Raw genomic sequence first — 13,577 nt, 5'->3', positions numbered from 1 at the left:
TATCGCGACAATCGCCGACACACCGGCCTAACGAAACAGCTTCGGCGCGAACTCGGCTAGATAGTCACGCCACACCGGCCAGGAGTGATCTCCAGGCGTGAGGCGCCATTCATGCTGGATGCCCTTCGCCTTCAACGTGGCCACAAGCTGCTGGTTTTTCTCCAAAAGGAAATCCTTCTCACCGCAGGCAATCCAGAGCAGCTTCAGCTTCGCATTCGTGCCCTTCGCATCGTCCAGCGCGGCCTGGATCTCCTTCTCATCCACGGCACCGCTGAAGGAACCGATCGTGCCAAAGTCATCCAGATGGGTCATGCCGGTGCTCAGGGACTGCCAGCCACCCATGCTCAGTCCGGCGATGGCATGATCCTCACGCTTCGAACTGACGCGATAGGTGGACTTCACCAGGGGCAGTGACTCGCTCATCAACTCCGTCTTGAAGGCTGCCAGTGAGGCTCCCCGGCGATCCGCCATCTCACGCGGCACCATTCCTAGTGGATGTCCGTCAATCATCACCACGATCATCGGCACCGCCTTCTTTTCGTGGATGAGATTGTCGAGAATCCAATGAGCCTTTCCATGCGTGACCCAGCCATCATGGCGGTCGCCTGAACCATGCTGCAGCACGAGGAGTGGATACTGCGTCTGCGCATCTGCCTCATATCCTGGAGGTGTGTAGACCCACAGCTCACGACGTCGCCCGAGGGATTTGGAAAGGTAGCTGTGCTGATGCACCGTCCCGTGAGGCACCTCCTGAAAATCCCACACCAGCGGCGGAGTGCCTGGAATCTGCAGGATGCTGGAGGTCGAGATGCGCTGAGGCTTTTGAGCCGGGTTCGTGGGGTCGATCATGCTCATGCCATCCACGATGAAACTGTACTCCCACACGCCCGCCTTCACCTCCGGCACGGTCACGGACCACACGCCCTCAGAGTCCTTCGTCATCGCCACCGGCTTTTGATCCCACTGGCCGCGCAAGGCCACTTCCTGAGCCTTGCCAGCCTTCAGACGGAAGACCACGGAACCTTTCTCGCCGATCTCCGGCGAAACAATGGGGGCAGCACGCTGAGCCCATGCGCCGAGAGGCAGGCAGGCCATGATTCCAAGGAGAGCGAGGTGGTTGAACGAGGTCATAAACGCTCATTCTGCCAGCCCGGCCTTCCGCTGAAAAGCACGATCTTATCCAGCGGACTCAGGGAGCCTTCTTCAGCACGATCTCACCACCACCGGGCAGCGCGTCATACTTCACAGCTCCCTCGACCACAGCAGCAGACGCGGAGCTGGCACCTTGAGTGACGGTGCAGCTTTTCCAATCGGCAGGCACGGAGGTCGAAAGCGTTAATGGCAGATTGTAGAGCTTGGGATCAGCTTTGCAGCTGAGTTCGAGCGTGATGCTTTCCAGGTCGGCCTTCAGAGTCTTGACCTCGGCGCTGTCACGCTCCGTCACATACTGGTGCCAGGAAACCACATCCGTGATCCACACCACATCACGCACAGATTCCAGCTTGTCGAGAAGGGCCGTGAACCACTCCACGGGTGTCACAAGCCAGTCCTCACCGACGCCATGAAAATCCAGGTGCCCCATCTCGCCCTTGGCAATGGCGGCATCCACCGTCGCAATCGTTTGTTCGGCGGATTTGTAATTGATGGGTGGACCCGCGAAGGGAGGGCGGTTGCACAGGTTGTGCTTCGCCAGCGCAGCGTTCCACTCCTCCTCCGTCACCTTCCATGGCACACCACCCGGCTTGCCAAAGCCGAGAAGATAGGGCTGCGTGCGATCTGTCTTCAGCGTGTAAAGAACCTCGTTGCACTTGGCCAGCTCGGGATCCAGCTCGGCGGCATTGTTCACGCCTTTGTGGGTAAAGGTGTGGTTTGCAATCGCCACATACGGGCTCTTCGCGGCAGCCTCCCAGCGGCGCTGGAGCGAGGCATACAGTTTGTTGCCCGTGACCAAATAAAAATTCCCGACGATCTCTCGCTTCTCCAGTTCCGGCACCACGTTCTTGAGCTGGCTCGGCGCACTGTCATCAAAGGCAAGCATGAAGGCCGCCTTCTTGCCGTCCTTCCATTTCAGCACTTGGGTGGTCGCGTCAGCATGGATGAGGGCGGGGATGGCCAGGGCGAACAGGAGGAGGTTGAGAAGCTTCATGCCCCAGGGCTACGCAACATCCCGTCAAAAGGCAAGCCGATGCCGCAGGGGGACTTCCTCTTTCGTGAACTGGCTCAGGATGCAAAGTGTGCTTTTGTGTTCAGCCATCCTTTAGCAAACCCTTTGATCTCAATTTGAGCTTTGACCCGCCATCCCAAGCTTCCCGAGGTGCCATGACCTTCATCCGGTTCGTGGTGGGCACGAATCAGGAACGCGCCTCGCAGCAAAGCGGAGTGGTCACCGAGCTGCGGTTACTCAAAGAGTCAGGTGATCTGCCGGAGTATGAACACGCTCATGTGGAGGAGATCTTTGAATGGCTGAATGAGCATCTGCCCGTGCCACCCTTCTCAGACGCCCAATGGCCCAGGGATGCCGTGGCATGGTTCAAGCCTGGCGCGCGGTCCTTCATCTCCAAGTTCCGCGAGATCATCGCCATCCTGGAGGAGCACGGTCGTTTTGTGCGCACCATGACCACCTCAGATCCTGGCATCATTCGTTATGAGGATGAATACCAAGTCGTGGCGTCATCCTGGCAATATTAAGCCACCAAGCCACGGATCACATGCCCATGCACATCAGTGAGTCGGCGGTCGATGCCGTTGTGGCGGACGGTGAGCTTCGTGTGGTCGATGCCTAACAAGTGCAGCATGGTGGCGTGGATGTCATAGCAGGTCGTGGGGTTGGCGCGGTCCAGCGGCTTGTAGCCCCACTGGTCGCTCTCGCCGACGGTCACACCGCCCTGGATTCCACCGCCACAAAGCCAGTTGGTGAAGACATAGGGATTGTGGTCCCTGCCCTTCCCGCCCTGGGTGCTGGGCATGCGACCGAATTCCGTGGTCCAGAGGATGATGGTCTCATCCAAAAGGCCGCGCTGTTTCAGATCCAGGATCAGGGCACTCACCGCTTTCGCCATGCCCCAGGCCAGCGGGCCATGATCGCGCTCCACATCCTCATGACTGTCCCAGTTGCGACGAGGGAAGCCGTTGTCGTTGCCGCTCCAGATCTGCACGAAGCGCACACCGCGCTCCAGCAGCCTTCGAGCGGTCAAACACTTGCGGCCCATGTAGTCAGCCTCTTCTTCCGCATTGATCTCCGTGGGCCAGACTTTGCGGTGCTCCTGGATGCCATACATGGCTTTCACATGCTCAGGTTCTTTGGAGATATCCAAAGCCTCAGGAGCCGCGAGCTGCATCTTCGCCGCGAGTTCATAACTCTGAATGCGGCTTTCCAAGCGCGAGTCATCCTCACGAGCCAGCATGTGTTTGCGGTTCAGTTGCTCCAAAAGCGCGAAGCCTTCGCGATCCGACCTCGCGGAGATATAGCGCCCGGCTTTGTGCGGAAACAGGTCGCTGATGGGTGTCTCGGCGCCGGGATAGATGATGGTGCCAGCATGCTGGGATGGCAGGAAGGCGCTGTCCCAGTTTTTCGGCCCATTCGAGGCAAAGCCGCGATGATCTGGCAGCACGACGAAGGTCGGCAGGTTGTCACTCAACGAACCCAGCCCATAACTGACCCAGCAGCCCATGCCCGGAAAGCCCGGCAGATTGAAGCCGGTGGCCTGCAGCAGCGTGCCCTGCGAGTGCACTCCGGTCTTGCCGACCATGTTATGCACGAAGGCCATGTCATCCACACAAGGCCCGAGCGCGGACACGATGTCACTGATCATCTTCCCGCTCTGACCATGCGGACGGAAGTCCCACACGGGCTTCTTCCATGGGCCGAGCCCGTTTTGGAAAGCCTCCACCGCCTCACCGAAGTCGGAAGGCTCGCCGTGATGCTTCACAAGGTCCGGCTTGAAGTCGAAAAGGTCCACGTGAGAGGCTGCGCCGCCCATGAAGAGCTGGATCACCCGCTTCGCCTTCGGTCGCACGACCTGCGCGCGATGCTGCGTCTCCGCGGCTTCCAACGAGGTCAACGCAAGCGCGCCGAACCCTTGTCCGGACGTTTGCAGAAGCTGGCGGCGGGTGAGCATGGGGAAGAGATATCTCTACTTACGCGGAGTTCGAGTCACGCTTTGTCACGTGATCGCGGCGGACAACAGCCCAGAAGTCCACCAGGATTCGACGTCGCGAACTGGCCTTCGTTACGTATGCTATAGGTTCTCCTATGTCTTCCTGGTCGCCGCTCCGCAATTCCGTCTATCGTGGCATGTGGCTGGGCAGTGTGGCCTCAAACATCGGCACCACGATGAACGACACGGCGGCGGTCTGGACCATGACCACGATGACGAGCTCCCCCTTCCTCGTGTCGCTGATGCAGACCATGTCCAGCCTGCCGCTCTTCCTGCTGGCGCTGCCAGCGGGTGCGCTGGCGGATCTGGTGGACCGGCGGAGATTGATCCTGCTCGCGCAAACCGGGGCGCTGCTGACGGCGGTGGGCATGGCAGCGCTGGCCTGGACGGGCACACTGACGCAGACGTTGCTTTTGCTCGCTACTTTCCAGCTCGGGGTTGCCGCCGCTTTCACGATGCCTGCGTGGCAGGCGCTGATTCCAGAGGTGGTGGGAAGAGATCAGCTCTCTTCGGCGATCGCACTCAATGGCGTGGGCTTTAACATTGCTCGTTCGTTAGGCCCAATTGTCGGAGGCCTTCTGCTGGCCGCGCTGGGGCCTGCGCCGGTGTTTGCGCTGAATGCGCTCTCGTTTGTGGCGGTGATCCTGGCGATGAGCACGGGCAAATACATCGCCACACCGCGCAGTGCGCAGCGTGAGCAGATGCTCGGTGCCATGGCCGCGGCCATCCGCTATGCGCGGCACGCGCAGGCCATGCAGGCAGTGCTGTGCCGCGGTGGCATTCACATGTTTGCGGCTGTCGCGACTGTGGTGCTGCTGCCAGTGATCGTACACTCGCGTGAATGGACCGCCTCGGACTTCGGCGTGCTCATGGGCTGCTATGGAGCGGGAGCCATTGTGATGGCCCTGTTTTTCCTCCCCAGACTTCGCGCGCGCTACACCTTTGATCATGTGCTGCTCGGCTCCAGCATCGCCGCGGCCATCACCACCTCCATTGTGGCGCTGGTGCCGGGGAAGATTGCCATGGGCATGGTGCTCGTGTTCGCCGGCGCGGCCTGGATCACCGGCATGAACACCTTCAGCGTGGCTTCGCAAAGCGCGTTCCCAAACTGGGTGCGTGCGCGCAGCTCGGCCATCTATCTCGTGGTCATGCAGGGTGCCTTTGCCCTCGGTGCCATCACTTGGGGACAGCTCACCAGCCATCTCCACGCACCCGTCACGCTGGGCATCGCCGCAGGCTGTCTGCTCATCAGCGCGCTGCTCACACGGCTGGTGCCCATCAGCCATGTGGAGAAGCTGAATCTCGCCCCCTCCGGCCACTGGCTGCCGCACACCACCTTCACCGAGCCCGCACCCACGGATGGTCCCGTGCTCATCACCATCGAGTATCACATTGATCCGAAAGAGGCTCCCGCCTTCAAAGCGGCGATGGTGCATCTGCGCGAGACACGCCTGCGGGACGGAGCGTTTCGCTGCTCACTCTTTGCCGATCTGGAAGATCCCACGCACTACCGTGAGACCTTCCTCGTCGGTTCCTGGGCGGAGCACATGCGCCAGCATGAGCGCGCCACCGTGGAGGACCAGCGAATCGAGGAAGCCGTGCAGAAGTTTCACCGCGCCCCCGAGCCTCCGCGTGTAAAACATCTGCTGATGGTGAATCTGCGGGAGCAGAGCCATCCGTCACCGCTGCCCGAAGGCTCAGCAGATTCCCAGACGAATCTCACCTAGCATCCGGCTCAGGGATTCACATTCACCCGGAAGAACTTGTGGTTGTTCGGGGTGATGATAATGCGCCAGGCGGTGAAGACCGCGTCGTTGGTGATGCCGCGGTCACGTGCATCGCCATAGCTGACGAGGGCACCGCTGGCATCCACCATCCTCACGTCGGAGGACTGGAAGTCGTTATCGTTCCCCAGGAAGAGGAAGTAGTCCTCCGTGCTCGCGGTGGAGAGGTCAGGCACCAGGGACATGCCTTCCATCTTCTCATTGACGGTAAACTGGTTAGGCGCGGAGGTGTTGGTGTTGAAGCCAAATTTCGCCAGGTCTGTGCTGGAGAGCAGGTTGACCACCACGGTGCTCTTCGCTGGCGTGATGCCGGAGCGAAGCGTGCCGGCGGGGCTGATCTGCGCGCCTTCAGCGTCATGCAGGCCGAGGATGTTTGTGGCGCTGCTGAAATCCACCAGGTCCACCGTCTTCATCACAATCGGGTCCGTGGTGCCTTTGCCCAGGCCGTTGCCATCACGCGGCAGCATGAGGAACTGCGTGTTGCTCAGCGCCACGATCTCAGACTGGGCGGAAGTGGTGTCGAGACCCGAGCCATTGCCGTTCAGGTCATAGCGCGGAAGCTGCACCGCATGCTCGGCGATGAGCACCGGGTTCTCCAGGTTGGCACCCACGATGTCATAGACATAGAGGCGTGTGTTGAAGCGGCCCTGACCGCCAGCGCCGGTGTCCTGCACCAGCGCGCTCTGCATGAGGGCGAGGAGGCGGGTGTTGTCCGGAGAGACCGCCATGCCTTCCAGGCCCTGGTTGTTGCGGCGGCCATTGGTCGGAGGATTGACGGAGTCAAACTCCAGCGTGCCCACCGGGCGATGCGGACGTGCGGACTCGGGCAGCTGGATGAGCCTGGTGATCTGCTTGCTGCTGTTGAATCGGCCGATGTAGGTGCCGTACTCATCCGAGACGAAACCGGAACCATCCGGGAACACATGAATGGCCTCCGCATCAAAGCTGATGAGAGCTGTCTGCGCACCACCAGGACCGTTCGCCGCCACCACGGTGCCGACGCTCTGGCCCATGATGGTGCTCACACCTGTGGGGTTGAGACCCGTGGTGAACTTCGTGGTCGCGCCGTCGAGATAGGTGAACTTCATCGTCGTGCTGTAAGTCGGCACGATCTGGTTCTGAGCCACGGCAGCGGTGCCGTAATACGGCGTGAAGGTGAAGGGCACGCTGTGCACACGGGCAGCGTAATTGGAGAAGATGGCACCGCTGTTGTAGCCACGATCCGGCAGCACATTGAAGGTGCCGGTGAACTGGCCCGAGCCAGAGTTGTATCCCCAGTTCGTGATGGAGAGACCGGAGGAGGCACCCATCGTCTCGCCAAAACCGTCAAGCTGGCTGCCCGTGAGGCGGCCTGCGCCGACCATGCCCAGGTTGGTGATGGTGAGGCTGCCGATGGTGCCGCGGTCCACCTTTGCGGTGAACGGCGTGAGGTAGGTGAAGGGGCCCTGCGTCGTCGGATTCGGATTGCTGAAGAGGCGGAAGCGCACGGTGGTCTCCGCACCGTTCACCGTCTGGGAAACGACCTCATAATCGATGCCCGCTGTGGCATTGCCCCAGTTCACCAGATTTTCAGAACTCTGCACGAAGCCGGAGAAGGCCGTGTTGGTCAGATAGGTGAAGGTAAACTCGAGGTCGCTGCCATTCATGGCCACCTGCGGCAGGCCGCTGCGATCACCACCGCTGTTCGGGTTCGTGCTGAAGAAGTATTCCAGTTCATCCGGGATGCCGTCGTTGTCCGTGTCACCGCCTTGGCTGCCGGTGTAGCCGTTCTGCGCCAGCCAGACAGCAAAGCCGGTCTGACCACCGCTGATCACGCCAGGTGAACCGATCTCGTTCGGGCTGTTCGCCGCGACGAAGGCTCCATTCACACCCGTGGAACTGAGCGTGGTGACAGAGGTCACGTTCGCTGCAGCCGCGTTGTCAAAGCTGCGATACGGTGCGGTGGAGGTGGCGACGCCGAAGGACAGGCTGGCGTGACGCACGTTGTTCGTGTCGTAGAGATTCACCGCATCACCACCGGTGCTAAGGCCGATATCTGCGCCGCTATAGCCGCCGACCTGCAGAGTCGCAGGCGGATTAGCGCCGAACCAATTTGAGAGGAACGTGGCCTTCGTGGCAGCCAGGGTGCTGGTTTCGATGTAGATCACGGTCTCACCGGGAGCGATGCTGGTGATGCCAGAGGTAGGCACAGCAGCGGCAAACGATTCGGTGCTGTCATCCACCTTCCAACCGGTGACGTCCACGGCGCGGGCACCGATGTTGGTGACCTCAAACCAGTCCTTGGCGACCGGGCTGCTGCCACTGCTCCAGGGAGCCACTTCGGTGATGCGCAGCACACCAGGAGCCGAGTCACCAGGTGAGCCGACTTCATTCGGGCTGTTGGCTGCGGTGAAGGCTCCGTTCACGCCCACCACGCTCAGCAGGGAGATGGCGGTGTTGTATTGAGCCAGCGTATTGTCAAAAGTCTGCCAGGGTGAGGAGGCATCGGCCGCGCCAAAATTGACCCCGGAATGCAGCACACCTGCCGCAGTATAGAGGTTCACCGCATCACCACTCGTGCTCAGACCGATGCCAGACCCTGTGTAGCTGCCAACCTGAAGAGCGGCGGGTGGGCTAGCGCCAAACCAGTTCGTCTTGAAGCTGGTCGCCGTCGTGGCCGTGCCTTCCACAAAGATCACCGACTCACCTGGAGCGATGCTGGTGATGCCATTCAGCGCGACGGCCGTGGCAAAAGCAGGGCTGCTGTCATCCACCTTCCAGCCGGTGATGTTCACGGCGGCGGCGCTGACGTTTGTCACCTCAAACCAATCCGCTCCCAGCGGGCTGTTCGCCACGGTGCTGGACCATGGGGAGACCTCTGTCACGATCAGAGCTGGCACGGGTGGTGTCTCGACCGCCTGATCCGTGACCGTCAGCGTCACATTGAGCGTGGCATCTGGGTTGGTGCCGACTGTGGTGTCGTCCACATTGATGGTGACCGCGTAGCTGGTCTTGGTTTCGTAGTCGAGCACGATGCCCGCCTTCAAATACAAGGAGGTGCCGGTGATCTCAAAGGCAGCCACATCAGCACCGGTGAGGCTCAGCGCGTTGGTGCCGAGGCCGTCATCCGTCACGATGATATCGCCGATCTTGATCGGGGAAGCCGTGCTGGTGTTTTCCAGGATCGAGTTCACTGCATTGTTCAGCGTGATGGCTGTCGGTGCCTGGTTCTGCGCGCTGGAAGGCGCGTACACCCAGAGCTGCGGATACTCCGTGCTGCCGCCACCGTTTTCATTGACCACATAGATGTTACCCGCGCGGTCCATGGTGATGCCCTCATGCTGCTGGTCCCCGGCGCTCAAAGGATTGCCTGGATCCGAGGTGATGTTCAGCGTGCTGAGGATGTTGCCGGCGCGGTCCACATTCAGAATGCGGGCGTTTTCCTGGCCGATGATGAGCATGTTACCCGCCTGCGGCTGGCCAACCATCGAGGGAATGTTGGAGAAGGCAAACACGTCCGCCACGTCCGTCATGCCGAGCAGCGTGGTGTCGAAGAGGTTCGTGGAGTTCGTCGTGGTCGGGGAACCATTGGTGGCGGTGCCAGCGGCGAAGTCGACATTCGTCTGGAAGACACCGATCGGGGTCTTTTCCTTCAGCACGATGAAGCCCGGGAGTGCGCCGCTGGTCTGCGGATCATAGGAGAGACCTTCAGTGCCGGTGTTGTCGTCAAAGGTGCCGATGTCCACCGTCTGCGTGGCGGCACGTGTCAGCGTGGTGCCGGCGACATAGGTGAACTTCACGAGACGGCGCTCACGCTCCTCACTGAAGACAAACTGGCCGCCACCGATGTAGGTGATGCCTTCCGGATCATAGAACTCAGTGCCCTGCGGCTTGGGCGCGTTCAGCTCCATGGACATGGTGTCCACCAGCTGGCCCGTCTTCGTGACCTGCGTGATGGCACGTCCGCCGTCACCACAGATGAAGAGCGTGTCGGTGTCCCAGTTGTAGGCCACGCCGGAGGCTTCATCGCAAAGAACGTTATGCGAGGCCGTGCCGGGAGGCAGCGCGGTGCGGCGATACTCAGGAAGATTGTAGCGGCCCACGCGCACATAGTTGGCCAGGTTCACCGAGCTGACCCCGGCAGTGATGGTCACCGTGGCGGTGCTGCTGTCCACACTGCCGCCGACATTGCTCACGCGCGCCCAGTAGCTCGTCGTAGTGGTGAGAGCCGGTGTGGTGAAGCTGCTGGAATTTGTGCCCACAGGTGTCGTCGTGACACCTGTGCTGCCCTGATACCACTGGACGCTCGGAGCCGGTGTGCCGGTGGCCGCCAGAGACAGTGTGGTGCTGAAGCCGCTGGCGATCGTGGTGCCCGCAGGCTGCGTGGTGATCTGCGGAGCGATGGTGTCATCATTCGTGATGGTGCCTGTGCCGGTCGCATTGCTGATGACGGTGGTGCCGGTCGTGTTCACCACATTGGAGAGCGTGACGATGATGGTTTCATCCGGCTCGGAAGCGGTGTCACCATTCACGGTGATGTTGATTGCCTGCGTGGCAGCACCACCGGCAGTGAAGGTGAGCGTGCCATTGGCCAATGTCGCGTAGTCTGTGCCGGAGGTGGCGGTGCCGCCGGTGACGGCATAGTTCACGGTGAAGGCGGTGGCCGTGTCACTGCGCGTCACAGTGAGAGCAAGTGTGCTGGTGCCGGAATTGCCTTCAAGAATGGAGGCATCACCAATGCTCACCATAGGATTACCGGAGGTCACACCAGGGGAGCCGATGTCAGCCGCATTCGCCGCCGATGCAAAGCAACCAAGGTTGTTGACGGTAGCAAAGGTATAACGAGGAGTAGTGGTGCCCGAGGAAGGCACCCAGACAGCGGACTGCGTTTCCGTGGCAGCACCTGCAGACGGGCCGGAATGCGTGCCCGTGGAAGCACTGCCATCGGCCTTGGTGAAGCCGCCAGCGGCATAGTTGAAGAAGAAGATCTCATTGCCGCCTTCGTCGAAGAAGGACACGCCGTCATCCTGGCCGAGACCTGGAGCACCCGTTGTCTGGAAGACCTGCACAGCATTGGAAATACCCCACCAAGTGCGGAAGGCACTCGGGCTGATGGTGGTGAAGATCACGGACTCACCGGGAGCGATGCTGGAGCCAGGAGGCAGAGCATAGGTCGCGGCGGTAGAGGCGGAGTGGCCGCTGTCATGCCAGCTATAACCTGCGAGAGAAACGGCGGAGCCGCTGATGTTCGTCAACTCCCAAAAATCGCTCACCCCAGAGGCGGCCTGCTGGGAGAGCACTTCCGTGAGCATGAGATTGTTCTGCGCCACATCACCATCATCCTGCACGGTAAGGGTTGTGGTCCCTGCGGTGGCATCCGTGGCTGAAGCCGTGAGGGTCACCGTCTTGTTGCCATCCGGGAAACTGTCATTCACGGCGGTGATGTTGAAGGTGGTGGAGGCCGAGCCGATCGGGATGGTCACGCTGGCAGGCACAGTGGCTTCGGTGGTGTCACTGGAGGAAAGATTCACAACGAGGGCCGCTGTCGTGGCGCCTGTGCGGGTCACCGTGCCGGTGGAGGCGGGATTCGTGGCGCTTTCTGAAAAGGCGTTAGGCGTGGCGCTCAGCGTCAACGTGATGGATGGACCACCGCTGGTGCTGATGCCGGTGACACCTGGAGAACCGATGTTGGAACCACCGCTGGTGTTGGCATAACCACCGTCCACGCCCACAGTAGCCCCTCTGTAGCGACGTCCCGCTCCCGTGCCGAAGGCAGGATCAATCACCGCCGACTGGGCGGCCACACCGCCCGCTGAAACACCCGCATGACCACCGGCCGCAGCACTGCCGCCGCTCTGGGTGAAGCCACCCGCCCCATAGGTGAAGGTAAAGATCAGATTGTCGTTGTTGTCGTAGAGACGCACCGAGTCATTCTGGCCCAGGCCAGGTCCGCCAACCAACTTTTGGATGCCAGGCAGAGATCCCCAGGTGCCCAGGAAGGCCGTGGAATCCGTGGTGTCCGTGATGATCACCACGGTCTCACCTGCGGCAATAGAGCTGCCTGGAGCGAAGGTCTGCGCCGCCGGTGCTGGCAGGCTCTGGCCGCCATCGATCCATTTCCAGTTGCTCATGTCCTGCGCTGCATTGCCGACATTCGTCAGCTCCCAGAAGTCACCACCGGCCGCGTTGGAGTTGATCTCCGTGAGGATGAGCTGAGCCTGTGGCACCACGGGTGCGACCGGAGCAAAGGCCACGCCTTTGACGATCTTGGCCGCAGGTGCGGTGTAGAGAGTGACGTTGTTCCCTGTGGTGATGTTGAGCGTGCTGTTGTGGCCCGCCGTATCATTGATCCGCAGGACGCTGTTTGCCGTGAGAGCGCCCTGCCCTGTCGTGACATACAGCACGGCACCCGCGCCATTGTCAGCCGCCGCGAGACCGAAACCGCCGAAGGTCGTGGTGTAGGTGCCGTTAGCCGTCCATGAACCGCTCACCAACGAATACTTGGCGATGGTGCCAGCAGTGTTGGATGTCGCGGAGAGAGTGTAAAGCACATCATAGGTCGTGCCGTTGCTGCCCGAGGAGATCAGATAGAAATCCTGCAGGTTCGCATTGTTCGCCAGACCCGGAAGACCCGTGACAGTGCCGCCCGTAATGGCACTCAGAGTCGACACCTGAATGACCGTTCCCGTTCCAGAAGCCTGGCCCACGTAGACAGCGCTCCCAAAGGCTTTCATGCCACGGAAATTGCCCGAAGGACTCGCGGTCGTGGCACCACTCGCATAAGCGCCGCCCTGGTCGGCGATCCACCAGGCGGTGTTGTTCAGCGATGTGGCGCAGCGTGTCTGGTTGCCGGAGGTGCCTGTGTAGGTCGCAGGCAGCGTGAAGGCGCCCGCAGGGTCGAGCACACCCACACCGCGCGGATTCAGCGTGTTCACATTCGCGGACGTGTCAGTGTTGTTCGCCCCTGTGAAAACGAGACGTGAGCCATCGGCAGAGTTCGCCACATAACCCGTGCTGGTGGCAGAACCGCTGAAGCGTAGCGCGCTCGCTCCCGTGCCGAGGATCGTGATCGTGTTCGAGGGTGTCTGCGCAGCATTCGAAGGATGCAGCTCAATGACGGAGGCCGTGGTGTTGTTCGCGGAAGCATCTGCCTGAAGCACGGCGATATTGCCCGCAGTGAAGGCCCCCGCATGGGCCGTGCCCTGAGCCAGGACTTGAAACAACAACAGTGTGGCGAAGCTGAGAGATGCGCGGAGTACTTTCATGTCGGGAGAGCGGGAGTTCCCTCCATGCATGAACATGAATCATCCATGATGCGCGCACTTCACTGTGACCATTCCGTTGAACACGCATGTTGCGTTATCGTCACAAAAGCACTTTTGGTTGGGCGATGACACCAGCTTGCTCATCAATGAGAGATCAGTTTAGGCACACGGCTCGTGACAGCGGCATCACCTGCCGCATTCTCAGCCCGTTGACAGTGGCGCACGTGCGGACGGTTGTGGCCGGACGTGTGTCAGGAAAGTCACCCGCGGATGTTTCGCCTCCTCCGCCTAGGTGGATGCTCAGCGGCTCTGCATGCCGGGGTCTGGACACACGCTCCTCTTGCCACGAAACCGCCCCCTGGACCGGGGGGCGGTACGTGGATTTGTCCACA

General features: G+C 61.0%; 6 protein-coding genes. 2 read left to right on the top strand and 4 right to left on the bottom strand.

Features of this window, described 5'->3' with window-relative positions:
• Positions 1-27 precede the first annotated feature (27 nt).
• Together BGE01nite_RS26145 and BGE01nite_RS26140 are read right to left on the bottom strand one after the other, a co-directional pair.
• Positions 28-1,131 carry an esterase gene (locus BGE01nite_RS26145; RefSeq protein WP_146855398.1) on the bottom strand — a complete coding sequence of 368 codons (1,104 nt, stop codon included), beginning with the start codon at positions 1,129-1,131 and terminating at the stop codon, positions 28-30.
• Positions 1,132-1,189: 58 nt separating this feature from the next.
• Positions 1,190-2,146 carry a polysaccharide deacetylase family protein gene (locus BGE01nite_RS26140; protein WP_146855396.1) on the bottom strand — a complete coding sequence of 319 codons (957 nt, stop codon included), beginning with the start codon at positions 2,144-2,146 and terminating at the stop codon, positions 1,190-1,192.
• Positions 2,147-2,319: 173 nt separating this feature from the next.
• Here BGE01nite_RS26140 and BGE01nite_RS26135 point away from each other — a divergent pair, with 173 nt between their 5' ends.
• Positions 2,320-2,688, top strand: coding sequence for a hypothetical protein (locus BGE01nite_RS26135; protein ID WP_146855394.1), 369 nt, complete (start codon positions 2,320-2,322; stop codon positions 2,686-2,688).
• Here BGE01nite_RS26135 and BGE01nite_RS26130 read toward each other — a convergent pair.
• On the bottom strand, positions 2,685-4,118 hold the full coding sequence (locus tag BGE01nite_RS26130; RefSeq protein WP_146855392.1) for a DUF1501 domain-containing protein: 1,434 nt from the start codon (positions 4,116-4,118) through the stop codon (positions 2,685-2,687). The two genes, BGE01nite_RS26135 and BGE01nite_RS26130, sit on opposite strands and share 4 nt — an antisense overlap.
• Before the next feature lie 134 nt (positions 4,119-4,252).
• Here BGE01nite_RS26130 and BGE01nite_RS26125 point away from each other — a divergent pair, with 134 nt between their 5' ends.
• Positions 4,253-5,884, top strand: a complete 1,632-nt coding sequence (locus BGE01nite_RS26125) for an MFS transporter (RefSeq protein WP_146855390.1) — start codon at positions 4,253-4,255, stop codon at positions 5,882-5,884.
• Positions 5,885-5,892: 8 nt separating this feature from the next.
• Here the strand turns inward: BGE01nite_RS26125 and BGE01nite_RS26120 are convergent, their stop codons facing one another.
• Positions 5,893-13,185, bottom strand: a complete 7,293-nt coding sequence (locus BGE01nite_RS26120; protein ID WP_170267079.1) for a lamin tail domain-containing protein — start codon at positions 13,183-13,185, stop codon at positions 5,893-5,895.
• Positions 13,186-13,577: the final 392 nt, after the last annotated feature.

This window comes from Prosthecobacter gellanilyticus (assembly GCF_007992435.1).
GTDB classification, from domain to species: domain Bacteria; phylum Verrucomicrobiota; class Verrucomicrobiia; order Verrucomicrobiales; family Verrucomicrobiaceae; genus Prosthecobacter; species Prosthecobacter gellanilyticus.
Note: the sequence above shows the minus strand (reverse complement) of the source record. Positions and strands in the feature narration are given on the sequence as shown.

Coding starts and splice junctions, on each gene's coding strand:
- BGE01nite_RS26145 (WP_146855398.1), bottom strand. CDS start 1,131: ATGACCTCGTTCAACCACCTCGCTCTCCTTGGAATCATGGCCTGCCTG.
- BGE01nite_RS26140 (WP_146855396.1), bottom strand. CDS start 2,146: ATGAAGCTTCTCAACCTCCTCCTGTTCGCCCTGGCCATCCCCGCCCTC.
- BGE01nite_RS26135 (WP_146855394.1), top strand. CDS start 2,320: ATGACCTTCATCCGGTTCGTGGTGGGCACGAATCAGGAACGCGCCTCG.
- BGE01nite_RS26130 (WP_146855392.1), bottom strand. CDS start 4,118: ATGCTCACCCGCCGCCAGCTTCTGCAAACGTCCGGACAAGGGTTCGGC.
- BGE01nite_RS26125 (WP_146855390.1), top strand. CDS start 4,253: ATGTCTTCCTGGTCGCCGCTCCGCAATTCCGTCTATCGTGGCATGTGG.
- BGE01nite_RS26120 (WP_170267079.1), bottom strand. CDS start 13,185: ATGAAAGTACTCCGCGCATCTCTCAGCTTCGCCACACTGTTGTTGTTT.